The organism is Streptomyces shaanxiensis (assembly GCF_039537145.1).
In the GTDB taxonomy this organism is placed as follows: domain Bacteria; phylum Actinomycetota; class Actinomycetes; order Streptomycetales; family Streptomycetaceae; genus Streptomyces; species Streptomyces shaanxiensis.
On sequence record NZ_BAAAZY010000008.1, the window covers coordinates 219,588 to 244,109 of the forward strand.

23 protein-coding genes are annotated in these 24,522 nt (G+C 72.4%); 19 read left to right on the forward strand and 4 right to left on the reverse strand.

Features of this window, described 5'->3' with window-relative positions; translation table 11 throughout:
• Window positions 1–39: 39 nt before the first annotated feature.
• Window positions 40–687, reverse strand: a complete 648-nt coding sequence (locus ABD932_RS12640) for a ThuA domain-containing protein (protein ID WP_345011835.1) — start codon at window positions 685–687, stop codon at window positions 40–42.
• Window positions 688–837: 150 nt separating this feature from the next.
• Between ABD932_RS12640 and ABD932_RS12645 the strand changes: the two genes are divergently transcribed.
• The 3 genes from ABD932_RS12645 to ABD932_RS12655 all read left to right on the forward strand — a co-directional run bounded on the left by ABD932_RS12645 (window position 838) and on the right by ABD932_RS12655 (window position 3,042).
• A complete protein-coding gene (locus ABD932_RS12645) occupies window positions 838–1,863 on the forward strand; it encodes a DUF5954 family protein (RefSeq protein ID WP_345011837.1) in 1,026 nt (341 codons plus the stop codon).
• Between the two features lie 72 nt (window positions 1,864–1,935).
• Window positions 1,936–2,568, forward strand: coding sequence for a VOC family protein (locus tag ABD932_RS12650; RefSeq protein WP_345011839.1), 633 nt, complete (start codon window positions 1,936–1,938; stop codon window positions 2,566–2,568).
• 66 nt (window positions 2,569–2,634) lie between these two features.
• Window positions 2,635–3,042, forward strand: a complete 408-nt coding sequence (locus ABD932_RS12655; RefSeq protein WP_345011841.1) for a VOC family protein — start codon at window positions 2,635–2,637, stop codon at window positions 3,040–3,042.
• Here the strand turns inward: ABD932_RS12655 and ABD932_RS12660 are convergent.
• On the reverse strand, window positions 3,019–3,711 hold the full coding sequence (locus ABD932_RS12660; RefSeq protein WP_345011843.1) for a helix-turn-helix domain-containing protein: 693 nt from the start codon (window positions 3,709–3,711) through the stop codon (window positions 3,019–3,021). The two genes, ABD932_RS12655 and ABD932_RS12660, sit on opposite strands and share 24 nt — an antisense overlap.
• 147 nt (window positions 3,712–3,858) lie before the next feature.
• Window positions 3,859–4,845 carry a helix-turn-helix transcriptional regulator gene (locus ABD932_RS12665; protein WP_345011845.1) on the reverse strand — a complete coding sequence of 329 codons (987 nt, stop codon included), beginning with the start codon at window positions 4,843–4,845 and terminating at the stop codon, window positions 3,859–3,861.
• An 80-nt stretch (window positions 4,846–4,925) separates the two neighbouring features.
• Here ABD932_RS12665 and ABD932_RS12670 point away from each other — a divergent pair, with 80 nt between their 5' ends.
• Window positions 4,926–5,777, forward strand: coding sequence for an NmrA family NAD(P)-binding protein (locus ABD932_RS12670; RefSeq protein ID WP_345011847.1), 852 nt, complete (start codon window positions 4,926–4,928; stop codon window positions 5,775–5,777).
• A gap of 84 nt (window positions 5,778–5,861) precedes the next feature.
• Here the strand turns inward: ABD932_RS12670 and ABD932_RS12675 are convergent, their stop codons facing one another.
• Complete coding sequence (locus ABD932_RS12675) at window positions 5,862–7,019, reverse strand: YihY/virulence factor BrkB family protein (RefSeq protein ID WP_345011849.1); 1,158 nt, start codon at window positions 7,017–7,019, stop codon at window positions 5,862–5,864.
• 138 nt (window positions 7,020–7,157) lie between these two features.
• Between ABD932_RS12675 and ABD932_RS12680 the strand changes: the two genes are divergently transcribed.
• The 15 genes from ABD932_RS12680 to ABD932_RS12745 form a co-directional block, all read left to right on the forward strand.
• Complete coding sequence (locus tag ABD932_RS12680) at window positions 7,158–8,789, forward strand: acyl-CoA dehydrogenase family protein (protein ID WP_345011851.1); 1,632 nt, start codon at window positions 7,158–7,160, stop codon at window positions 8,787–8,789.
• A 325-nt stretch (window positions 8,790–9,114) separates the two neighbouring features.
• Entirely contained in the window at window positions 9,115–10,401 is a 1,287-nt protein-coding gene (locus ABD932_RS12685) for a GAF domain-containing protein (RefSeq protein ID WP_345011853.1), read from the forward strand.
• Between the two features lie 152 nt (window positions 10,402–10,553).
• A complete protein-coding gene (locus ABD932_RS12690) occupies window positions 10,554–11,843 on the forward strand; it encodes a hypothetical protein (RefSeq protein WP_345011855.1) in 1,290 nt (429 codons plus the stop codon).
• A gap of 86 nt (window positions 11,844–11,929) precedes the next feature.
• A complete protein-coding gene (locus ABD932_RS12695; protein ID WP_345011857.1) occupies window positions 11,930–12,502 on the forward strand; it encodes a GNAT family N-acetyltransferase in 573 nt (190 codons plus the stop codon).
• A gap of 126 nt (window positions 12,503–12,628) precedes the next feature.
• Window positions 12,629–12,712: a putative leader peptide gene (locus tag ABD932_RS43955; RefSeq protein ID WP_310591794.1), complete on the forward strand. Its 84-nt coding sequence runs from the start codon at window positions 12,629–12,631 to the stop codon at window positions 12,710–12,712.
• 128 nt (window positions 12,713–12,840) lie between these two features.
• Window positions 12,841–14,538, forward strand: a complete 1,698-nt coding sequence (locus ABD932_RS12700) for a nitrite/sulfite reductase (protein WP_345011859.1) — start codon at window positions 12,841–12,843, stop codon at window positions 14,536–14,538.
• On the forward strand, window positions 14,535–14,714 hold the full coding sequence (locus ABD932_RS12705; RefSeq protein ID WP_345011861.1) for a hypothetical protein: 180 nt from the start codon (window positions 14,535–14,537) through the stop codon (window positions 14,712–14,714). The genes ABD932_RS12700 and ABD932_RS12705 overlap by 4 nt, the downstream gene beginning before the upstream one ends.
• Window positions 14,711–15,421: a phosphoadenylyl-sulfate reductase gene (locus ABD932_RS12710; protein WP_345011863.1), complete on the forward strand. Its 711-nt coding sequence runs from the start codon at window positions 14,711–14,713 to the stop codon at window positions 15,419–15,421. Before ABD932_RS12705 ends, ABD932_RS12710 begins: the two co-directional genes overlap by 4 nt.
• A 35-nt stretch (window positions 15,422–15,456) precedes the next feature.
• Window positions 15,457–15,993 (forward strand): adenylyl-sulfate kinase, encoded by a 537-nt coding sequence (gene cysC, locus ABD932_RS12715; protein WP_126395933.1) that lies wholly within the window; start codon window positions 15,457–15,459, stop codon window positions 15,991–15,993.
• The gene (gene cysD, locus ABD932_RS12720) at window positions 15,990–16,937 is read left to right on the forward strand and encodes a sulfate adenylyltransferase subunit CysD (RefSeq protein WP_345011866.1); all 948 of its coding nucleotides are present in this window, start codon (window positions 15,990–15,992) and stop codon (window positions 16,935–16,937) included. Before cysC ends, cysD begins: the two co-directional genes overlap by 4 nt.
• 2 nt (window positions 16,938–16,939) lie before the next feature.
• Window positions 16,940–18,274 (forward strand): sulfate adenylyltransferase subunit 1, encoded by a 1,335-nt coding sequence (locus ABD932_RS12725; RefSeq protein WP_345011868.1) that lies wholly within the window; start codon window positions 16,940–16,942, stop codon window positions 18,272–18,274.
• Window positions 18,275–18,362: 88 nt separating this feature from the next.
• Window positions 18,363–19,115: a sirohydrochlorin chelatase gene (locus tag ABD932_RS12730; RefSeq protein ID WP_345011870.1), complete on the forward strand. Its 753-nt coding sequence runs from the start codon at window positions 18,363–18,365 to the stop codon at window positions 19,113–19,115.
• 123 nt (window positions 19,116–19,238) lie between these two features.
• Window positions 19,239–21,569: a hypothetical protein gene (locus ABD932_RS12735; protein ID WP_345011872.1), complete on the forward strand. Its 2,331-nt coding sequence runs from the start codon at window positions 19,239–19,241 to the stop codon at window positions 21,567–21,569.
• Window positions 21,570–21,572: 3 nt separating this feature from the next.
• Window positions 21,573–22,841, forward strand: a complete 1,269-nt coding sequence (locus tag ABD932_RS12740; protein ID WP_345011874.1) for a TRAFAC clade GTPase domain-containing protein — start codon at window positions 21,573–21,575, stop codon at window positions 22,839–22,841.
• A partial coding sequence (locus tag ABD932_RS12745) for a GTPase-associated protein 1-related protein (RefSeq protein WP_345011876.1) occupies window positions 22,838–24,522 on the forward strand: 1,685 nt, incomplete at its 3' end. The genes ABD932_RS12740 and ABD932_RS12745, both read left to right, overlap by 4 nt.

Consider the following 24,522-nt stretch of genomic DNA (forward strand, 5'->3'; position numbering starts at 1 on the left):
GCTCCGGCGAGCGGCCCTCCGTCGTGTCCAGCGTCGTGTCTAGCCCAGCCCTGCCGACCAGTTGATGCCGCCCAGCAGATGCGCGCGGAAGTCCGGGTCGTCGTACGCCTCGGCGGCGTGGCCCAGGGCCGTGTAGAAGACGCGGCCGGATCCCTGCTCGCGGCACCACACCAGCGGGTGGTCCTCACCCATGCCGCCTCCGTCGTACGACGACTCCTCGGCGCAGGCCAACACCCGTACCGCGCCCCGGGGGTTGCTGCGGAAGTCGTACCACTCGTCGACGAAGTCCCATACGGCGGGCAGATGCCGGGTCGCCGGATGGTCCCGGTCCTCGACGACCGCCTTGCCGGGCTGGTACTCGGGGTGCCGGTCGAACCGCGCGCCCAGCAGCTCGCCGTAGTACGGCCAGTCGTACTCCGTGCAGGCCGCCGCGTGCACGCCGGTGAAGCCGCCGCCCGACTCGACGTACGCGGCGAGCCGCTCGCGCCCGGCGGGGGTGAGCACCTCGCCGCTGGTGGAGAGGAACACGACGGCCGCGTAACCGTCGAGGGACCTCTCGAAGGCCTGCGGATCCTCGGTGTGGTCCACCTCGAAGTCGCCGATGGTGCGTACGGCGTCGACGCCGGCCGGGATGGATTCGTGCCGGTAGCCGGTGGTGCGGGTGCAGACGAGGAGCCGTGCGGACATGCGGTCGAGCCTAGGTGAGCCGGGGGCGGGGGCCCACTGCCGCCGGTGATCCGAAAGTTTCGGATCACCTGGGACGGGAGCCGCCCAACACCCCGCGTTGTTGGGTCGGTTCACCCTCACGCGCACCCCCGACCTCGCGACAATGCGTGCATGACCCATGACTGGCAGCAACAGATCCACGCGCTCCACGACGAGCTGATCCGCCGCGACGACCCCGCTGCCTGGGTGCGGGAGGCCGACGCGGTGGACGCCTCGGTGCGCTATCCGGGGTTCGCCCTGCGTGGGCCGGTGTTCGGGGTCGCCGCGCAGGAACCGGCGGTGGGGCCCGAGTGGCGGGTGCTGAAGCCGGTCGTGAGCGGGATGCCGCAGATGTGCCGGGACTCGCTGAACAGCCATCTGTGGTTCCGCGCGAAGGACGACACCGACGATCCGGCGGTACGACGTGAACTGCTGGCCGCCGTGGACGTGTTGGAGCGGGAGCCGGTGAACGAGGTCGAGGCGTGCGGGGTGCGGTACCGGATCGTGCGCGGGGACGAGTTCACGCGCTGCGACGGCGACGACCGGCTGGAGCCGCCCCGCCCCACCGACCCGGAGCCCGCAGTGCGCACTTGGGAGCGGCGCGCCGCTCCCACCCCCTCCCCCGACCTCGACCTCGTCCTCGACCCGGACTCCGGGGACGACGGTCCGATGGCGGGCGCCCTGCGGGCGGGGCTGCGCGGCTTCGTGTACCGGGGCGTGCGGTTCCCGGCCGAGGTGCGCCGGGACTCGGAGCGTGCGGTGCGCTCGCATCCGCGGATCGTGCTGCTGCCCGTCTGTTTCGGCGTGGTCGAGCGCGAACGGACCGGGTGGGAACCGGCCCTGGCGCTCCAGTCCACTCCGCACGACGCCCGGCGGGTGCTCCATGACGCGATGGTCGAGTTGTGGCCCCTGCTGTACCAGTACGACGACGACAAGAAGGCCGTCTACGAGAAGGCGGCCGAGGAGTTCCGGGCGCTCGAACGCGCCGACGAGACCCGGGTGGCGGGGCGTACGCTCCGGGTCTGCCGTGTCGAGCGCATGCTCCGTATGGGCCCTGACGGCCCGGAGACCCCGCGTCCCTCGGACGTCGACGAGTACGGCCCGATGAAGATCCACCCGAAGCTGCTGGACGACGGCACGGTCATCCACGAGGAGTGACCGGGCTTCCCGCCCCGTTACCGGCGCACAGGTGTTCCATTCCGCGGGCCGTTCTGCGTAGCCTCGGCTGCGATGAACGCCATTCCCGCGCTCCTGGATCATCTCGTCCTCGCGACCCCCGACCTGGCCGCCACGGTCGCCGACTTCACCCGGCGCACGGGCGTGACCCCGGCCCCGGGCGGCACGCACATCGGGCTCGGCACCCGGAACTATCTGGTGTCCCTGGGTGGCGCCTGCTATCTGGAGATCATCGGCCCCGACCCCGAGCAGTCCGAGCCCGGGCAGCCCCGCCCCTTCGACGTCGACGGGATCACCGCCCCGCGCACGGTCACCTGGGCGATCAGCCCGCCGGACCTGGACGCGGCGATCGAGAACGCCCGAGCCCAGGGCTACGACCCCGGCTCCGCGCAGGCGATGAGCCGCCGCAGACCCGACGGCACCCTGCTGGAATGGCGGCTCACCGACGGCGACGACGCCCACCCCTCCGGCCTCGTCCCGTTCCTCATCGACTGGGGCACCTCGCTCCACCCCACCGCCTCGGGCCTGCCCAGCACACCCCTGCTGTCCCTCTCCGCGAGCGCCCCCGACCCGGACGAGATCCGGCCCCTGCTGACGGCACTCGGCACGAGCCTTGACCTCACGAGGGGCCCGGTGGGGATGTCGTTCACGGTGGACACACCCCGAGGCCCGGTGACCTTCCGCTGAAGCGGCGGCCTCGAGGCGTCCGATTCCTTCAAGACCGGCCACCCCCCGGCTGCCTACGGTGGCCGCATGACTCCACGATTCGATGCCATCGGCCTCGTCGTCTCCGACATGGCCGCCTCTGTCACCTTCTACCGCCGTCTCGGCTTCGCCTTCCCCCAGGGCTCCGAGTCCGAGCCGCACGCCGAGGCCGAACTGCCGGGCGGGCTGCGGCTGTTGCTCGACACCGAGGAGACCGTACGGTCCTTTCATGCCGGCTGGCAGCCGCCCACTGGCGGCAGCCGGGCCGGGCTGGCCCTGCGGTGCGCGGATCCGGGTGAGGTGGACACGGTGTACGAGGAACTGGTCGCCGCCGGTTACCACGGCGAGCTCAAGCCGTGGGACGCCTTCTGGGGCCAGCGCTACGCCACCGTGCAAGACCCGGACGGAAACGGCGTCGACCTGTTCGCCCCGCTAGCCGCCGGGCCGACCGAGTAGCTCACCCAACGGCATGCCCGCCAACTCCTTGACGTCCCGCGCCAGATGGGCCTGATCGGCGAATCCGGCCCGGGCGGCCGTGTCCGCGAAGGGCACACCGTCCCGCGCCAGGGCGAGGGCTCGCTGCAGCCGCAGGATCCGGGCCAGCGTCTTGGGGCCGTAGCCGAAGGCGGTCAGACACCGGCGGTGCAACTGCCGTGCGCCGAGGCCGAGTTCGTCGGCCGTGACACCGACCGGCTGCCCCGCCTCAAGGGCGGCCACGACCCGCCGCGGCAGCGGATCGGACGGCCCGGCGTCAGCGGCGCGCTCCAGCGCCAGGTCTTCGAGCGCGGTCACGGGGTCGGGCGCGGCCCCGATACGACCACGCAGTCGCCGTACGTCCGAGGCCGGCCACAGATCCGCGAGCTCGACCCGCCGGTCACGCAGTTCATGCGCGGGCACGCCGAGAAAGGCGGGCGCGGTCCCCGGATGGAAACGGACACCGATCCAGGTACTCGGCTCCCCTTCGGGGACGTGCGCGCGCGTGTCGGGCCCGGCGACCAGCAGCCTGCCGTCGTTCCAGAGCAGATCCATGCAGCCGTCAGGGAGGACACGCCCTACGCCGGCCTCACCCGGGGTGTTCGTCCAGACCACAGCACCAGCCAGCCGGGACGCCCGTTCCGCGTACACGAAGGCAAGGCTACGCTGCAACGCGCCAAAGGGGCGCGGGACTGTGTCAATGTGCGGCTCCGCCGCGTGGGCGCGACCAGCCACCGCGACCAGCCACAACGTACGCGCAGCCCGCAGACGACACGCACCCCCACCGCGATCCCCGCCCTACCCCACAACCACCCGCCCCCGATGCTCCTGCGGACTCACCCCGTACACCCGCTTGAACGCACTGGACAACGCGAACGCGCTCCCGTAGCCGACCCTGCGCGCAATGGAATCCAACGTGTCCCCGGTGTCCCGCAGCGCGTCCGCCGCCAGCGCCAACCGCCACCCCGTGAGATACGTCATCGGCGGCTCCCCCACCAGCTCGGTGAAGCGCCGCCCCAGCGCGGCCCGCGACACCCCCGCCTTCGCGGCCAGCGAGGCGACCGTCCAGGGATGCGCGGGATCGTCCTGGACCAGCCGAAGGACCCGCCCGACGACCGGGTCCGCCAGCGCCCGGTACCAGGCCGGCGCCTCCGCCTCCGGACGGGAGAACCAGGCCCTGAGCGCGGCGATGACCAGCAGATCGAGCAGCCGGTCCAGGACGACCTCCTGACCGGGCTCGTCGCGGACGATCTCCTCCATGAGGTACGGCGTCAGGGGGCAGTTCCACACGTCGGCCGTGAGCGCCAGCAGCGGCGGCAACGCGTTCAGCAGCCGCCCGCTGATCTCGCCCTCCCACAGATACGTGCCGATCAGCAGCACGGCCGAGCCGTCCATCCGGTCGCCCCAGGTGCGCACGCCGAGATCCATCGAGCCGTTGAGGGCGCGTCCGTCGGGGTAGCGGCACTCGGCGCCCGGCAGGATCAGGGCCTGGGGTGCGGTGCCGGGGTCGTCGGCGCAGGTGTAGGGGTCGGGGCCGCGGGCGATGGCGAGGTCGCCGGGGCGCAGCCGGATCCTCCCCCAGCCTTCGGCCGGGGGGACCCCCATCTCGCTTCGCTCCCCCTGGTCCTGGTCGGGGATCACCCAGGCCTCGCCGCGGACCATGACCATGACGGTGAGCGGGGCGCGGTCCTCGACCCGGATGGACCACGGCGGCTCGAAACACGCGCGGATCATGAAGGCGCCACGCGCGCGTGGACCCTCCAGCAGGCCTGCAAGGGCATCCATGCCGCCAGCGTAGACGCGCGCGCATGGGAATGAGCCGTTCAGCGATGGGCCGTTGAGGCGCGCGACCGTTGACTGGAGGCATGACTCAGAACGCGGCCGACAAGGCGAACACGCAGCAGATGACGGTAGTGGTGACCGGTGCCTCGGGTCGTACGGGGAGCCGGGTGGCGCAGGCGGCACACGCGGCGGGGCTCACGGTGCGGGCCGCGTCCCGGGCGCAGGGCTTCGACTGGGAGGACCCGACGACGTGGGCTCGGACCCTGCGGGACGCGGACGCGGCGTACCTGATGTACCCGTTCGACATCGGCTTTCCGGCGGCGGCCGAGGGCATCGGGGCACTCGCCCGGGAGGCGGTCGGGCTGGGCGTACGGCGGCTCGTGCTGCTGTCGGCGCGCGGCGAGGACCAGGCGCTGCCGGCCGAGGAGGCGCTGAGGTCGTCCGGCGCGGACTGGACGATCGTACGGGCCACGTGGTTCTCGCAGAACTTCAGTGAGGGGCCGCTGGTGGAGGGGATGCTCCACGGGGAGCTGGTGTTCCCGGCGGGCGAGGTGCGGGAGCCGTTCGTCGACGTGCGGGACATCGCGGACGTGGTGACGGCCGTGCTGACGTCCGGGGACCGCTATGCGGGCCGGACGCTGGAGCTGACCGGGCCACGGCTGCTGTCCTGGCGGGAGGCGGTCGCGGAGATCTCCGCGGCGACGGGCAGCACCATCACGTACACACCGGTCCCGACCCGGGCCTACGGCGAGGTCCTGGCCGGCTTCGGGCTGCCGCCGGAGGAGGTGGAGCTCCTGATCGAGGTCTTCGCAGGTGTCACGGACGGCCGCAACGCCCATGTCACGGACGACGTCCGCGAGGTACTCGGCCGTGAGCCGCGCGACTTCGGTGACTTCGTGCGGGAGGCAGCGGCGGCGGGGGCGTGGAAGGTCTGAGCGGCTGTCGTCCGTCCTCCGCCGTCCGCCCTCCGCCGTCCGTCCTCCGTCGCCGGTCCTGCTCGCGACCCGGATCCGACCCGCTCAGGGCCGCTCCGAGTCCTCCGGCTTGTGCGGGGTGTGGTGCGTGCTCTTCACATGGGTCCGCAGCCGTGACGACACGTCCTCCGGCGGCAGGAAGCGCGACCACCGCTCGGGGAACTCCGACGGCATGTCGGGGTCGTCGGGGTCCTCGAGCCCGGGCTCGCGGCCGGCGGCGTGGCGGGCGACGTACTCGGCGACCTGGGCCTCGCGCAGCCGCTCGTTGGCGGCGCGGGCCGCGGCCGTCGCGGCGGCCGGCCAGACCCGGTCGATCGCGGCGTTGACCGCGGCCCCGACGAGCACGGCGAACGCGGACACACCGATCCACAGCATCACGGCGACGGCGGCGGCGAGGGAGCCGTAGATCGACGCACCCTCGATCGTGTTCGTCAGGTAGATGCGCAGCAGGAAGCTGCCCAGCACCCACATGCCGAGGGCGACCAGCGCGCCGGGCACGTCCTCGATCCAGGGGGAGCGGACCGGCACGGACACGTGGTACAGCGTGGTCAGGAACGCGATCGACAGGACGATCACGACGGGCCAGTACAGGACCTGCACCAGGGTCTCCGACCAGGGCACGATCCGTACGACCGCGTCCGGTCCGGCCACCATCAGCGGCAGCGCCACCGAGCCGATCAGCAGGGCCGCGATGAACAGCAGGAACGCCACCAGCCGAGTCTTGACGATGCCCCGGACGCCGTCGAGGCCGTACATCACGGTGATGGTGTCTATGAAGACGTTCACCGCGCGCGACCCCGACCACAGGGCGAACAGGAAGCCGACGGAGATGACGTCGGGGCGGCCGCCGTGCATCACGTCGTCCAGGATCGGCTGGGCGATCTGGCGCACGCCCTTGTCGGACAGGACGGTGCGCGAGGCCTCCAGGAGGTTGGCCTCCAGGCTGCTGATGGTGTCGGTGCCGGTCCAGTCGTCGACGTAACCGAGGAGGCCGATGAGGCTGAGCAGCAGTGGCGGGACGGACAGCAGCGTGAAGAACGCGGCCTCTGCCGCGAGACCCAGGATGCGGTACTCGATGCAGGAGTTGACGGTGTCCTTCAGCAACAGCCAGACGGTCCTGCGTTTCGAGACGTTCCGGTAGAGGACACGCGCCCGGTGGAGGCGGCCGGGGTTCGGCTGGGGGGATTCACTTGCCTGCTGCACGACCTAAAGGTATCCGCCCCATGGGGGCGCATTCATAGCGGCGCCGGGTGCGCACACCGTAGCCACCTGCCCGGTCCCCCGCGCCGCCGACGTGTCAGGGTGGAAACCACCGCCCCACCGAGGGATAGGTTCACAGGCATGGCAGGCAGCACGCACACCGTGACCAACCAGCCCCCACCCCTGATCGGCCACGACGTCTACACCTCCGACCGGGCCCTGACCGCGGCCGTCGAACGTCATCTCGCCCCGGAACTGCTGGACGAGGCCCGAGGCGAGCTGGCCGCGCTCGGCCGGACCTGCGGCTCGCGGCAGGTGCAGGAGTGGGCCGTCCTGGCCAACGAGAACCCGCCGTGGCTACGCACGCACGACCGCTACGGCCGGCGTATCGACGACGTCGAGTTCCATCCGTCCTGGCACCGGCTGCTCGGCAAGGGCGTCGCGGCGGGGCTGACCGCGGCCTGGGGCCGGCCGGGCGGGCATGTGCGACGGGCGGCCGCCTTCCTGCTGTGGACGCAGGTCGAGGCCGGCAACGGCTGCCCGCTGTCCATGACCCACGCGGCCGTGCCCGCGCTGCGGACGGAGCCCGACCTCGCCGCCGAGTGGGAGCCACTGCTGACGTCCAGGATCTACGAACACGAGCTGCGGCCCGCGGGGCAGAAGGCCGGGGCGCTGTTCGGGATGGGCATGACGGAGAAGCAGGGCGGCAGCGACGTACGCGCCAACACGACGGCGGCGCACCCCCTCCCCGACGGCGAGTCCTACGAGCTGACCGGGCACAAGTGGTTCTGCTCGGCCCCCATGTCGGACGGGTTCCTCGTGCTGGCGCAGGCGCCGGGCGGACTCACCTGCTTCCTCGTGCCGCGCGTCCTGGCGGACGGCAGCCGCAACGTGTTCCTGATCCAGCGCCTCAAGGACAAGCTCGGCAACCGCTCGAACGCCTCCGCCGAGGTCGAGTTCGAACGGACATGGGCGCGCCGGGTCGGCGAGGAGGGCCGCGGGGTGCGCACCATCATCGACATGGTGGCGGCGACCCGGCTCGACTGTGTCCTCGGCTCGGCGGGACTGATGCGTCAGGCGGTCGCACAGGCGGTCCATCACTGCTCCCACCGCGAGGCGTTCGGCGGGAAGCTCGTCGACAAGCCGCTCATGCGCAACGTACTGGCCGACCTGGCCGTCGAGTCCGAGGCGGCGACGACCCTCGCGCTGCGGCTCGCGGCCGCCTACGACGACGGCGGCGAGCAGGAGCGGGCGCTGCTGCGGATCGCGGTGCCGGCCGCCAAGTACTGGGTGACCAAAAGGTGTGCGCCGGTGACGATCGAGGCGTCCGAGTGCCTGGGCGGCAACGGGTACGTCGAGGAGTCCGGGATGCCCCGGCTGGTGCGCGAGTCACCGCTGAACTCGATCTGGGAGGGCGCCGGCAACGTCCAGGCGCTGGACGTACTGCGGGCGTTGCAGCGGGAGCCCGCGGCGCTCGACGCCTATCTCCGCGAGGTCGGCAAGGCACGGGGCGCCGACCACCGGCTCGACGACGCGATCAGGGCCCTGCTGACAGAACTCGCCGACCTGGAGGGCATCGAGGCAAGGGCCCGACGGCTCACCGAGCGACTCGCCCTGGTGCTCCAGGGCTCCCTGCTGGTCCGGTTCGCGCCACCGGAGGTCGCGGACGCGTTCTGCGCGTCGAGGTTGGGAGGCGACGGAGGCGCGGCCTTCGGCACGCTGCCCCACAGCCTCGCCCTCGCATCGATCGTGGACCGAGCCCTGCCAACCTAGGGGCGCGGGGAACTGCGCGACCAACCACAAACCGGCCGGCAGCCGCCAACGCACATCAAGCGGCACCCCCTGAGGCGCAACGGCTGAACCACCGGAGGTAGGGGGTGGTGCTGCGCCGACACGGCACCACCCCCACCCAGGCCCGTTCGAGCCCTCGAACGCCGCTCGGGACGGCGTTGCTCAAGTTTCAATCAGGCCGGCGCGGACCACCAGGGTTGCAAGGGGTTGCAACTTGTTGGCGTCTGTGTGCGGAGTGTGTGCCTCCGCGAGAGGCGGACGGCAGTATGAGACACACAGCCCGTGTGAGCCCGAACCGGGAGGACCCTTGGCGCTCTCGCCGACGGACGTGACACAGCTGGCCGCCGTGGACTCGGCACGGGCGGCCCGGGTGCTCAGCGAGGTCCGCGCCGCCACGCTCGCGGGGCAGCGCGCGCCCGTCGCGCCGCGCCCGGTGATCGAGCAGTCCTGGGAACGCATGCTGCGCAGCGGGGTCGATCCGGACCACGACGTCCGCTCCGGGCTGCTGTCCCGGGAGGAGGTGCAGCGGCGCCGGGAGACCACCGCGCTGAGGCATGCGCTGCCGGTGCTGCGGGAGGGGCTGCTGTCGGTCGCGGACGTCACCCACCACATCATGGTCGTCGCCGACGACGAGGGCCGGGTCCTGTGGCGGGAGGGCAGCTCCGCCGTGCTGCGCAAGGCCGACGGCCTCGGGTTCGAACTCGGCGCCGACTGGCGGGAGAGCGTCGTCGGCACCAACGGCGTAGGCACCCCGGCAGTGGTGCGCCGACCCGTGCAGGTCTTCGCCTCCGAGCACTTCCAGCGCTCCCAGACCTCCTGGACCTGCACCGGCGCCCCCATCACGGACCCGCGGGACGGCCGGCTGATCGGTGTGGTGGACGTCAGCGGGCCGCTGGAGACCATGCACCCGGCCACGCTCGCCTGGGTCGACTCGGTGGCCAAGCTGGCCGAGGCCCGGCTGCGTGAGCTGCATCTGACCTCGCTGGAGCGGCTGCGCGCGGTGGCGGCGCCGGTGCTGGCCCGGATCCCCGGGCGGGCGGTCGTGGTGGACCGGGACGGCTGGACCGCCGCGGTGACCGGGATGCCGTACGCGAACCGGGTCGCGCTGCCCAAGTCCCTGTCGCCGGGCCGCCGGTGGCTGCCGCCGCTCGGCCTGTGCTCGGTGGAGCCGCTGGCGGGCGGCTGGCTGCTGCGGCCCACCGACGAGCCGGTGCCGGCCGGGGCGACGCGGATCGCGCTGGACCTGACGCAGCCGCGCCGCTGGTCGGTGACGGTGTCCGGCAGCGCGGGTTCCTGGAGCCATGAACTGAGCCCCCGGCACGCCGAGTTGCTCTACCTCCTGGCCCTGCACCGCACGGGACGCAGCGCGGCGGGGCTGGCCGAGGACATGTTCGGGGACGCGGGCCGTACGGTGACGGTGCGGGCCGAGATGTCCCGCGTACGGCGTTATCTCGGGGCGTTCCTGGAGCACCGGCCGTACCGCTTCCGCGAGGACGCGGAGGTCGGGGTGCTGCTGCCGGACGACCCGCGCGAGTTGCTGCCGCATTCGACGGCACCGGCGGTGCTGAGGGGGAGGTCGTCGGCCGAGGTGTGACCGAACCGGCGTTTCGAAGAATCCGCATATTTGCGGGGTCTTAGTCCGCAAGCGTGCTCACCTGCCGTAGCATCCCTCTACGAGCCACCCCACCTGCTCCTTTGGTCAACCTACGGACCAATAGAGGCAGTTGGCTCGCCTCGGGAGGTTTGATGAAGCACCGCGGCAGACACCGTCGACGAAAGCAGGGGCGTGCGGTACGCGCGTTCCTGGCCGGAACCGCCCTGGCACTCACCGCCGCCGCCACGATGATCAGCGCCTCACAGGCCACCGTCGGTGACAACCCCGGGGCGCTGGAGCCTCTCACCAGGGACGCCGAGACCCGCGCGCTCCGGCTCCAGGAGCAGTTGGTCCCGCAGACCACGCTCGACGAACTCGCCTCCGGGATGGGCAAGCCGGTCGGTGTACGCGCCGTCCTGGAGAGCGCCGACCGGACTCTGCGTGCCGCGTCCGGCTGTACGGCCGACGAGCGCACGGCGCTGCCGGTCGCGCCGGCCGCCACCCGCGCGTACTGCTGGGACGCCGCCGACACCCGGAACTGGCGGGCGGGCGCGGTCACCACCTCGGGGGACGCCGACGACGACGGCTGGTGGAACGACAACCGCGTGCTGCTCTCCGGCTGGAGCCGGGGCACCGCCGACCGGGGCCTCGCCCGGGTCGCCTTCGTCGACGCGAACGACCTGGGCCACCTCAGGTACGCCTCGGCCCTCCTCGTCGTCCCGGTGGACGGCGGACGCGACTACCGCGCCCTGTCCTCCCGGCTGACCGGCATGGTCTGGTACCAGGACAAGCTGCTGGTGACCGCCGCCGACGGGCTGTACGTGTACGACATGAACCGCGTCCAGCGCACCACGGTCGACAGCGCCGCCGTGGGCCGCGTCGGGGGCGGCTGGTCGGCGCACGGGCAGCGCTTCGTCCTGCCGGCCGTCGGCTCGTACCGCCTGAACAACGCGGGCACCGCACCCCGCCTCGGGGCCGTCTCCCTGGACCGCAGCACGGCGCCCGACAGCCTGGTCGCGAGCGAGTGGACGCCGGCGGACAGCGAGGAGCACTCCCGTCTGTGGCGCTACGACTTCAGCAACGACCCGGCCCGCGCCGGCCTGCCGGCCACCGACGCCACCGGTTCCGCGTCCGCGGTCGAGGCGTACGAGACGGAGGCGTCCGGCATCCGGGGCCTGCTGTCGCACCGGGCCGACGGGACGGACCGCTCCGACTGGTACCTGGGCCGCGCCCCGGGCGCCACGGACCGGCAGGGCAGCCTGTGGCGCCAGGACACCGAGGGCGCCGAGGCGACCCGCTGCGGCTCGGAGAACGCCCCGCGCTGCTGGGGTGTCCAGGCGGGTCCGCTCTCCTACTGGGAGGCGACCGGCGAGGTCTGGTCCCAGTCGGGCCGGACGCTGTTCGCGGTGCCGCTGACGTCGATCGACAGGGCGCTGGGGTAGCCACCGAGGGACGCGGAGGCTGTCGCGTCGAAGGCGCACCGGCCGCCGATCGACAGATCGGCCGTTCGGATGATTCCCTGACGGCCATGACCAACATCCCCGTGACCACCTGGTCCCTGGAGCAGACCTCGCCGGACGACCTCCTCCCGGCCGCCGCCCCGGAAGGGGACGTGAGGATCGTCCGGGCCGAGGCGCCCTCGCCGGAGTTCAGCCGGTTCCTGTACGCCTCCGTCGGCGGGGACATCCAGTGGATCGACCGGCTCAGCTGGACGTACGCGCAGTGGCAGCGGCAGCTGGAGCGTCCGGGTGTCGAGACGTGGGTCGTCTACGACCGGGGGACCCCGGCGGGGTACGTGGAGCTGGATCCGCAGGACGACGGGGTCGTGGAGATCGTCTACTTCGGCCTGATCCCGGCCTTCCGCGGACGGCGGATCGGCGGGCATCTGCTGGCGTACGGCGCGGCCCGCGCCTGGGACCTCGCGGAGCGCTGGCCCGGACTGCCGCAGACCAAGCGGGTGTGGCTCCATACGTGCAGCAAGGACGGGGAGCACGCCATGGACAACTATCTGCGGCGCGGCTTCAAGCTCTTCGACACCAAGGTCGAGGAGGAGGCCGAGACGGCCACGCCCGGTCCGTGGCCGGGGGCGTACCCTGGCTGACCAGGGCAGAAACGGCCGATTCGGGCCATGTGACCGACGACACCCTTGTCTCGCTCTTCGGGACAAGGGTGTCCGCATGACGGACAAAGCTGGACTGTGTCCAGATCTCCGTGCCACGCTTCCGTCATGTCTGGAACTGGAATTGCCTTGGTGAGTCGGCGGCACGTCGACCTCGGCCGCATGTCCAGCGCCATCTGTCCGGCGCGCTGAGTACAGTCCATCCGCGCCCGACACTCCCCTTTCGTCTCATTCCTGCGCAATGAAGCGCATGTATGCCCATGCGCCCGTACGCGCAGGTCAGAGCCGCTTTCCCGCCTGTCCCGAAGGACGTAACAACCATGGCCGCCACCCCGCAGAAGCCTGCCGCCGCGACTCCCCGCCGCAAGGTGAGCCGTCACCGCGGTGAGGGCCAGTGGGCCGCGGGGCACTTCACCCCGCTCAACGGCAACGAACAGTTCAAGAAGGACGACGACGGTCTCAATGTGCGGACACGCATTGAGACGATCTACTCCAAGCGCGGCTTCGACTCCATCGACCCGAACGATCTGCGTGGCCGTATGCGCTGGTGGGGGCTGTACACCCAGCGTCGCCCGGGGATCGACGGCGGCAAGACCGCGATCCTGGAGCCGGAGGAGCTGGACGACTCCTACTTCATGCTGCGCGTGCGGATCGACGGCGGGCGGCTGACCACGCAGCAGCTGCGCGTCATCGGCGAGATCTCGCAGGAGTTCGCGCGCGGCACCGCGGACATCACCGACCGGCAGAACGTCCAGTACCACTGGATCCGGATCGAGGACGTGCCCGAGATCTGGAACCGCCTGGAGGCCGTCGGGCTGTCCACCACCGAGGCCTGCGGTGACACGCCCCGCGTGGTCCTCGGCTCCCCGGTCGCCGGTATCGCCGCGGACGAGATCATCGACGGCACCCCGGCCATCGACGAGATCCAGCGCCGGATCGTCGGCAACAAGGCGTTCTCCAACCTGCCCCGCAAGTTCAAGTCCGCGATCTCCGGCTCGCCGCTGCTCGATGTGGCGCACGAGATCAACGACGTCGCGTTCGTCGGCGTGAACCACCCCGAGCACGGCCCCGGCTTCGACCTGTGGGTCGGCGGCGGCCTGTCCACCAACCCCAAGATCGGCGTGCGGCTCGGCGCCTGGGTTCCGCTGGACGAGGTGCCGGACGTCTACGAGGGCGTCATCTCGATCTTCCGCGACTACGGCTACCGGCGGCTGCGCACCCGCGCCCGCCTGAAGTTCCTGGTCGCCGACTGGGGTGCGGAGAAGTTCCGTCAGGTGCTGGAGGACGAGTACCTCAAGCGCAAGCTGGTCGACGGCCCCGCGCCCGCGCAGCCCGTGGAGCGCTGGCGGGACCACGTCGGTGTGCACCGGCAGCAGGACGGCCGTTTCTACGTCGGGTTCGCCCCGCGCGTGGGCCGCGTCGACGGCACGACCCTCACGAAGATCGCCGAGCTGGCCGAGGCGCACGGCTCCGGGCGGGTCCGTACCACCGTCGAGCAGAAGATGATCATCCTCGATGTCGAGGAGGCGCAGGTCGAGTCGCTGTCCGAGGCCCTGGAGGCCCTGGACCTGACCACCAGGCCGTCCCCCTTCCGGCGCGGCACCATGGCCTGCACCGGCATCGAGTACTGCAAGCTCGCCATCGTCGAGACCAAGGCGCGCGGCTCCCAGCTGATCGACGAGCTGGAGCGCCGGATCCCGGACTTCGACGAGCCGATCACCATCAACATCAACGGCTGCCCGAACGCCTGCGCCCGTATCCAGGTGGCGGACATCGGTCTCAAGGGGCAGCTGGTCCTCGACGACAAGGGCGAGCAGGTCGAGGGCTTCCAGGTGCACCTGGGCGGCGCGCTCGGCCTGGAGGCCGGGTTCGGGCGCAAGGTGCGTGGCCTGAAGGTCACCTCCGAGGAGCTGCCCGACTACGTCGAGCGCGTCCTGAAGCGGTTCCAGGACGAGCGCGAGGACGGCGAGCGGTTCGCGACCTGGGCGGCGCGCGCCTCCGAGGAGGCCCTCTCATGAGCGAGCGGGCCGCCCCCTTCTACTGCCCCTACTGCGGTGACGAGGACCTGCGTCCGGGTGAGCAGGGCCATGGCGCATGGGAATGCGCGGCGTGCAATCGGGCCTTCCAACTGAAGTTCCTCGGGCTGCTCGCCCGCGGTCTTCAGCGCACCGACGCAGGGGGAGACGAGATATGACGACGGCACAGGAAGAGCGCACGACGGCGGATCTCAAGGCGCTGGCCGAGCAGGCTGGCCGTGATCTGGAGAACGCCTCCGCGCTGGAGATCCTCCAGTGGGCGGTCGGCACCTTCGGCAAGCGCTTCTGTGTGACCTCGTCCATGGAGGACGCGGTGGTCGCCCACCTCGCCTCCCGCGCCATGCCAGGCGTGGACGTCGTGTTCCTCGACACCGGCTACCACTTCGAGGAGACCATCGGCACCCGCGACGCGGTCGAGGCCGTGATGGACGTCAACGTCATCACCCTCACCCCCGTCCAGACCGTCGCCGAACAGGACGCCGAGTACGGCCCGAAGCTGCACGACCGCGACCCCGACCTGTGCTGCAAGCTGCGCAAGGTCGAGCCGCTGGAGCGGGGCCTGAAGAGCTATGTGGCCTGGGCGACCGGTCTGCGCCGCGACGAGTCCCCGACCCGGGCGAACACCCCGGTCGTCGGCTGGGACGAGAAGCGGCAGAAGGTGAAGATCTCGCCGATCGCCCGCTGGACCCAGGACGACGTGGACGCGTACGTCGCCGAGCACGGTGTCCTGACCAACCCGCTGCTGATGGACGGCTACGCCTCCGTCGGCTGCGCGCCCTGCACCCGCCGGGTGCTGGAGGGCGAGGACGCGCGGGCCGGCCGCTGGGCGGGCCGCGGCAAGACCGAGTGCGGGCTGCACGGCTGACCATGACCGAGCTTGCTACGAATTTGGAGAACCACGTGACGAGCGGAGCCACCGTCTGGCTCACGGGTCTGCCGAGCGCCGGCAAGACCACCATCGCCTACGAGCTGGCCGGCCGGCTGCGCGAGGAGGGCCACCGCGTCGAGGTGCTCGACGGCGACGAGATCCGCGAGTTCATCTCGGCGGGCCTCGGCTTCAGCCGCGAGGACCGGCACACCAACGTGCAGCGCATCGGTTTCCTCGCCGAACTGCTCGCCCGTAACGGCGTCAAGGCGCTCGTCCCGGTCATCGCGCCCTACCAGGACAGCCGGGACGCGGTGCGCAAGCGCCACCAGGAAGGCGGGGCGCCGTACCTCGAGGTGCACGTGGCCACGCCGGTCGAGGTGTGCTCCGTGCGCGATGTGAAGGGTCTGTACGCCAAGCAGGCCGCGGGCGAACTCAAGGGCCTGACCGGGGTCGACGACCCGTACGAGGAGCCCGAGTCGCCCGATCTGCGCATCGAGTCCCAGAACCAGACCGTGCAGGAGTCCGCGGCGTCGGTGTACGCCCTGCTCAGCGAAAGGGGACTGGCATGACGGCGACCGTCGCCACGGTGAAGGGGGGCGAAGATGGCACGGACTCCCCGTACGCCCTCTCGCACCTGGACGCGCTGGAGTCCGAGGCGGTGCACATCTTCCGTGAGGTGGCGGGCGAGTTCGAGCGGCCGGTGATCCTGTTCTCCGGCGGCAAGGACTCCATCGTCATGCTGCACCTGGCGCTGAAGGCCTTCGCCCCCGCGGCGATCCCCTTCTCGCTGCTGCACGTGGACACCGGGCACAACTTCCCCGAGGTCATCGAGTACCGGGACCGCACAGTCGAGAAGCACAACCTGCGGCTGCATGTCGCGTCGGTGCAGGACTACATCGACCGGGGTGTGCTGCGCGAACGTCCCGACGGGACACGCAACCCGCTGCAGACGGTCCCGCTGACCGAGAAGATCCAGAGCGAGAAGTTCGACGCCGTGTTCGGCGGCGGGCGGCGCGACGAGGAGAAGGCGCGGGCGAAGGAACGGGTGTTCAGCCTGCGCGACGAGTTCTCGCAGTGGGACCCTCGCCGGCAGCGCCCCGAGCTGTGGAACCTGTACAACGGCCGCCACGCACCCGGAGAGCACGTCCGCGTGTTCCCGCTCTCCAACTGGACCGAGCTGGACGTCTGGCAGTACATCGCCCGTGAGGGCATCGAGCTGCCGGAGATCTACTTCGCTCACGAGCGCGACGTCTTCAAGCGCGGCGGCATGTGGCTGACCGCCGGCGAGTGGGGCGGGCCGAAGGACGGCGAGACGGTCGAGAAGCGGCTCGTCCGCTACCGGACCGTGGGCGACATGTCCTGCACCGGTGCCGTCGATTCGGACGCGGTGAGCCTGGAGCAGGTCATCACCGAGATCGCCGCCTCCCGGCTGACCGAGCGCGGCGCCACCCGCGCCGACGACAAGCTCTCCGAGGCCGCGATGGAAGACCGTAAGCGCGAGGGGTACTTCTAAGCATGAGCACGACGACGACCGAGGAGCTCTCGGCCACCACCCTGCTGCGGTTCGCCACCGCGGGCTCCGTCGACGACGGCAAGTCCACCCTCGTCGGACGGCTGCTGCACGACTCCAAGTCGATCCTCACCGATCAGCTGGAGGCCGTGGAGCGCGCCTCGGCGAGCCGCGGGCAGGAGGCCCCGGACCTCGCGCTGCTGACGGACGGCCTGCGTGCCGAGCGGGAGCAGGGCATCACGATCGACGTGGCGTACCGTTACTTCGCCACGCCCCGGCGCCGGTTCATCCTCGCCGACACCCCCGGCCATGTGCAGTACACCCGCAACATGGTCACCGGCGCCTCGACGGCCGAGCTGACGGTGATCCTCGTCGACGCCCGCAACGGTGTCGTCGAGCAGACCCGCCGGCACGCCGCCATCGCCGCGCTGCTGCGGGTGCCGCACGTCGTCCTCGCCGTGAACAAGATGGACCTGGTCGACTACCAGGAGTCCGTCTTCGCCGCGATCGCCGAGGAGTTCACGGCGTACGCGCTGGAGCTGGGCGTCCCGGAGATCACCGCGATCCCGATCTCGGCGCTGGCCGGCGACAACGTGGTGGACCCGTCCGCGAACATGGACTGGTACGGCGGGCCGACCTTCCTGGAGCACCTGGAGACGGTCCCGGTCAGCCACGACCTGAGCCACTGCCACGCCCGGCTGCCCGTGCAGTACGTGATCCGGCCGCAGACCGCCGAGCACCCGGACTACCGGGGCTACGCCGGTCAGATCGCCGCCGGTTCGTTCCGCGTCGGCGAGTCGGTCACCGTGCTGCCCTCGGGCCGTACGTCGAAGATCTCCGGCATCGATCTGCTGGGCGAGCCGGTCGACATCGCGTGGACCACCCAGTCGGTGACCGTTCTCCTGGAGGACGACATCGACATCTCGCGCGGCGACCTGCTCGTGCCGACCAAGGACGCGCCCGCGACCACGCAGGACATCGAGGCCACGGTCTGCCATGTCGCCGACCAGCCGCTGACCGTCAACCACCGGGTGCTGCTCAAGCACGGCACCCGCACGGTCAAGGCGATCGTCAAGGACATCCCGTCCCGGCTCACGCTCGACGACCTGTCCCTGCACCCGCACCCGGGGCAGCTCGTCGCCAACGACATCGGCCGGGTGAAGATCCGCACCGCCGAACCGCTGCCGGTGGACTCCTACGCCGACTCGCGCCGCACCGGCTCCTTCATCCTCATCGACCCGAACGACGGCACCACGCTCACCGCGGGCATGGTCGGCGAGTCCTTCGCCTCGCCGGAGCCGGTCAAGGACGAGGCCGAGGACGACGGGTGGGACTTCTGAGATCTCCGGTGCCCACCCGCTCATCTTCAGCCCACTGCAGCGACGGGTCCTGCGCAGCCGCGGCCTGCCGGTAAGGAGCTGACGTCCCATGTCCATGAAGCCGGTCCTTCTCGTCATCGCCCACGGCAGCCGCGACCCGCGGCATGCCGCGACGGTGCATGCCCTGGTGCGGCGGGTGCGCTCGCTGCGTCCTGACGTACGGGTGGAGACCGGCTTCCTGGACTTCAACATCCCGTCGGTGCAAGGCGTGCTGGAGTCGCTGGCGGCGGAGGGCGTGCGGGATGTCGTGGCGCTGCCCCTGCTGCTGACCCGCGCCTTCCACGCGAAGGCCGACATCCCGGCGGTCCTGCGGGCCGCGCCCCCGCAGCTGCGGATCCGGCAGGCGGAGGTGCTGGGCCCGTCGCCGCTGCTCCTGGCCGCCCTGGAGCGGCGGCTGTACGAGGCCGGGCTGACGCCCGCCGACAAGTCCTCGACCGGGGTCGTGCTGGCCTCGGCGGGGTCCACCGACCCGGAGGCGATCGCAGTGATCGCAGAAATCGCGCGGGAGTGGCGGCACACCGGTTGGTGCGCCGTGCGGCCTGCGTTCGCCTCCGCCGGTTCTCCCGCGGGGTTCCCCCGTACCGAGGACGCGGTGCGTGAGCTCCGCGAACTCGGCTGCGAGCGGGTGGCCGTCGCCCCGTACGTCCTGGCTCCCGGATTTCTCCCGGACCGCATCGCGCGGGGCGCGGCCGATGCTGACGTCCTGGCGGACGTGCTCGGAGCGGCGCCCGAGGTGGCGCGGGTACTGCTGGACCGGTACGACGCGGCCGGGCTGCCGGTGCTGGCGGCCGTCGGGGCCTGAGGCCGGGTCGGGACGGCGGGCTCTGCCGGTCCCACCTGGTCGGATTCCGAAAAAACCGCCTCCCCGAGCACGGGGATCTGCTGGGATGGTCCCTCGAAGTTCTATCGGGGGAGAGCGGCACACGTGGCTGGGCGCGAGTTCGGGCATCACCTGGGGCTGCCACGGGCACTGTCCGGGCTGCCGTTGAGTCCGCTCGTACCCGGTTACGCCGACCTCGCCACGGCCCAGCACGCGGCAGGGTTACGGCACATGGGCGCGGCGCTGCTGCCCCCGGGCGGCGGCGGGTTACGCGTCCTCGACGGGCTGTACGTGCCCTCCGGGCCCCGTGGCCGGCAGCGGGTGGACGGCGCGCTGCTGGACGGCCTCGCCCGTGCCGCGACCCCGACGGCGTCCCTCGCGGGGCTGCTCGCCGCACTGCACCGCCGTGATCCACAGGCACCGCGCAGGGTCGTGCTGTACCAGTTGATCGGCCTGCTGCAGGACCGGGACCGAGGTGAACGCCCGCGTGTCGCCGTCGAGTTGGGGGTGCACCCGGACGAGGTCGCCGGTCTCGTGGCGGCGGCCCGGCTGCGGCCCGCCCTCACCCGGCAGCAGCGCGACGCCGCCGAGTCCCTCGCCGACGCCTGGGCACGGCACCGGCTGCACCGGGTGCGGGCACTGCTGGAGCGGCTGCCGCAGGACCGCACCGACCCGGCCCTCGATGCGCTGCGGGGCTCGCTGACCGCCCGGTTGGCGGTGGTGGAGGCGGCGCTGCGGGCGGCTCGAGAGGCCGAGGGGCGCGGGGACACCGAGCGGGCGGGCGAGGAGTTGCTGCGCGCGCTCCACGAGGCCGCCGACGACCGGCGCGCCCTGCGCGCCCTGGTCCGTCACCACAGTCCCGATTCCGGGCGGCACGCCCCCCTGCACGCCGAACTCGCCTCAGAACACGTCGAGTTGACCTGGCCGGAGACGGACGCCGACGGCAACGGCGACTGGTTGCTGCTGTGCCTGTACCGGGACGAGAAGGGGACACCGAAGGTCCGCGAGGTGGCGGGGCAGGATGCCGGAGCGGCGCGGGACACCTCCGTCGCCCTCGGGTCCGCCGTCCGGTATGCCGCGCTCCCGTTGCGCGACGGTCGCGTCGCCGGGCCGCCGCTCGTCTCGCGCCGGGTGCTCGTCGCGCCCGAGGTGGAGGGGCTGACGCTCACGGACGGGCCCGAGCGGATCGAGGCCGCCTGGCGGCGGCCGGGCGGTGCCGCTGAGGTGACGGTCGAGCGGACCGGGCCGGACGGGACCGTCGGTCAACTGCCGCCCCGCGCCGACGGGTTCACCGCGACCGGCCTCGCGACCGGCGCCCACACCTTCCGCGTCGTCTGCCACTACCGGGCGCCCGGCGGGGCCCTGGTCCCCTCCCCCGGCGTCCACGCCACCCGCACCGTCCACCCCTGGCCCGAAGCCGTCCGCACCCTCACCGCACACCCCGACGGCACGGCACTGCGGTTCGGCTGGACCGGCGCGCGGGACACCGAGGTCCGGCTGGTGCGGTGGCCCGGCGAGGCCCCCGCCCCCGGCAGCGAGCTGCACACCGACCGACTTCCGGCGCGGCTCGACCGGCCCGAGCGGGCCGGGGTCCTGGATCCGCCGCCTGCCGGGTTCACGCGGGTCGCCGCCGTCGCCGTACTCGGTGAACGCGCGCTGGCCGGTCCCGCGGTCGACGTCGAGGTGCTGCGCCCGGTGACGGGGCTCGCCGCCCAGCGCCTCCCGGAGGGACACGCCGCGGTCACGCTCGACTGGCCCGACGGCGTCGGCCATCTGCTCGTGAGCTGGGAGCACCTGGACGGGGGTGGGGCGGGAGACGCCGGCGGCCGGCTTCAGATCGGCGGCACGGCCACCGGCACCGGCACCGCCGCAAGTACCGGCACAGCCACGACTGTCGGTACGGCCACGAGCACCGGCACGGCCACCGTGACCGCCAGTGGGGGCCGACGTACCGTCACCGCCCACGCCTACCGCCGCAGCGGACTGCGACTGCCCGTCGGACCGGGCGGCGTGCTGATACGGGCCTCGACCGCTCCGCAGGCGCCCGGCGCGGTCGTCGTACCGGCCGCGGACGCCGAGGTCGTGCTGCCGCCGGACACCACGATCGGCTATCAACTCGTACGCGCACCACGCCGGTTGCTCGGCCGCGGCCGAACCCTGTTGCGCGTCACCCTGACCGCTCCCCGAGGCCACATGGGCCTCCCCGAGTTCGTGTGCGTCGCCCGCAGCGGCACGATCCGCCCGCGCAGCGCGACCGAGGGCACCACCGTGCTGCGCATCCCCGGCACCGATCTGGCCCGCCTCGGCACGGTCGAGCAGGAGCTGCCGGCCGCGCCCTGCCCGGCCCCCTACACCCTGCGCGGCTTCCTGCTGGGCGAGCACGCGACCGCCGTACGTCTCGAAGAACCGTCCCCCGCGACCCTGGTGGTGCGCTGAGCCATGACGACCGTGATCTGCCCCTACTGCTTCGACCGCTCGTCCGCGGCCAAGCTGCCCTACCGCTGTCTGATGACCCCGAGCGGCGTCCGCGGCGGCACCCCCTGCGGCCCGCAACGCGACGACATATGGGCGGGGTTCATGGGGCCCGGCGCTCCCCCGGCGGCCCGGATGCGCGGCCCCGTGTTCACCCCGGCCCGCAGGCTCGCCGCACTGCCCGTGCCCGTCGGACCGCGCGGCGGCAGCAGCGTGCCCTGTCCCGACTGCGGGGTGCGCACGCCGGTGCGGGTGTGCCGGGGCTGCCACAACGACCTGCCGAGCGACTACTGCGACCAGGACAGCCGCATCATCGCCCTGGTCGGCGCGAAGGCCTCCGGCAAGAGCACCTACGTGTCCGTTCTGCTCAACGAGTTGAACCAGCGTGTCGGGCAGGCCTACCACGCCTCGCTCGCGGCGATGGGGCAGACCACCCAGCAGCGGGACAAGGAGATGGCCGAGGACCTCTACGAGCGGCTGCGGCTGCCGGACGCCACCCGCCCGGCCGCGCTCGGCTTCAACGACCCGCTCCTGTACCGGCTCAGCGTGCCCAGACGCGGCCGCCCGGGCTCCGGCACCCGGCACACCACGCTGGTCTTCTTCGACGCGGCGGGCGAGGACCTCGCCGGCGCCGAGGCGATGGACCGCTACACCCGCTATCTCAGCGCCGCCGACGGCATAGTCATGCTGGTCGATCCGCTCCAACTCGGCTCCGTGCGGGACCGGTTGCCGGTGCACGACGGCCCCCCGCTGCCCGTCGTCGAGACCCCGCCGCAGCAGATCGCCGCCGACCTGGCGGCCCAGCTGCGCGCCCACGGCAAGGGCGGCTCCCGCGGCCGGGTGTCCACGCCGATCGCGGTGGCCGTCACCAAGACGGACATGCTCAGGTCGCTCCTCGACCCGCACTCCCCGCTGCTGCGCAACGCACCCCACACCGAGGGCCGGTTCGACGAGGACGACCGGCTCGGTGTGCACGAGGAGATCCGGTCGCTGATGGCCGACTGGGACTCGGGGGCGCTGGTACGGCAACTCGAGCTGGACTTCGCCGAGTTGTCGCTGTTCGGCCTGTCGGCGCTCGGTGCGCCGCCGCCCGCCGAGGCGCCGGCCGACGTACCGAAGTCGGGGCCGCAGCCGGTGCGGGTGGAGGACCCGCTGCTGTGGCTGCTGGCCCGGAGGGGCGTGCTGCCCGTGCGGTCCACCGCGAAGGGACGCGTAGGAAAGGGGCGTGTCAAATGACCCTCGCCCAGCTGCACTACACCTCGGCGCCGCCCGGGCCCGACGGTTCGGGGTTCCGGTTCACGGCGGTCACCGCCGGGGTCCCGCAGGGACTGCTGCGGGAGGCCGAGCAGCTCATCGGCTACGAGCCCCCGCGTGACTTCCCGGCCCGCCCCGACGCCGAGCAGCTCAAGAGTTTCCCGAAGGCCTTCAGCTTCTCCGAACTCGCCGACGGCGGACGGCTGCTGAGCCGTTCCGTCTACACCGGCGCGGACTACAGCGGCCGTTGGGGCAACTTCCACGCGCACGCGCTGCATCTGCCGCCGGGCACCAGGCTGCCGGACGGTGCGCTGCCCATCACGGCGTGGGAGTCGCCGCGCTGGGCCGACACCACACCGCCGGACGGCCGGCCCGGCCCGGTCGACCGTTTCGAGCCGTCGGGGCTGCTCCGCAAGGCCGGTCTGATCGCGTTCGCCGTGTCCCGGTCCGACCGCCTGGCGGCGTTCTTCGCCGACCTGCGGGCGTTGACGGAGGAGCCCGACACCGCCGGCCAGATCGTCATCGTCGAGCACGACAGCGCGGACGTCGCCCAGTGGATCGCGCTCGCCTGCGCGGTGCTGCCGCGCGAGCAGGCCCACCGGCTGACGTTCACCACCTACACCCGCCGCCCGCAACAGGCCCGTCAGCAGATCATCGGCGTCCTGCCGTCCTCCGAGCCGGTCGCCCACGACCACCGCTACCGGGTCCACGACTGTACGACCGGACCGGCGCCGGCGACACCACCGGTGACCGACGTGTGGGCGCGGATCTGCGCGCACATCTGGTGTGCCGGACGACCCGACCTGTTCCGCGACACGTCCGCGGAGACCGGGCCGTTGGCGGTGGCGGCGCTGGTCGCGGGGATCGAGCTGGGTGCGGTCGGGCGTACGGCGGCCGCACGGTGGGCGGTCGATCACGCGGGCACGCTCCCCGACGACACGTTGACCGCGCTGGTGGGAGCCCTGTGCGAGAGCGGCGAGCCCTTCGACGGCCGGGGTGCGGGCCACGCCGGAGCCCGCTCGGACCTCCACGGCAGCATGTCGTCCGCCCCGGACGACGCCGAACAGGCCGCGCTGGCCGCCCTGTTGGCCCGGCTGGAGGGCCAGGTGCCGACCGTCGTGACAGCGCCGCTCGCGGCACGGGTGCTGGCCGCGGCCATACGGGGGCGTGGGCCGATTCCGGCGCTGCGTGCCGGGTCGCTGACGGCGGAGGCCCAGGCCGCGCTGGCCCGGGATCTGGCGCCCGCGCTGCGTGCCGGTATCGCCGACGAGCGCGAGCCGGCCGCCGGCCGCCCCCTCGCACTGCTGCGGATCGCGGACCTGCTGGACATCGACTGCCAGGACCTGCTTCCGGAACTGGCGGGCCGGCTGGCCCGGGGTCTGGTCACCGAGCCCTCGACGGGCGGGGCGGGCACGGCGGACGCGGGGAAAGAAGCCGCGGGGCGTGGGCCGGCCGACCCGGCGGGGTATGCGGAGGGGCGGTCCTCGGGAGCCAGCGCGGGGCGTGGGGCGGCAGACGGCTCGGGTCGCTATCCGGCCGACGGCACGGGTCGCCGTCCGGCCGACAGCGCGGGTCACCATCCCGCTGAAGGCGCCGGGCGCCACCCGGCCGACGCCTGGTGGAGCCAGGCCCCGGCCGACGGCTCCGGCACGTCGGCCGTCGA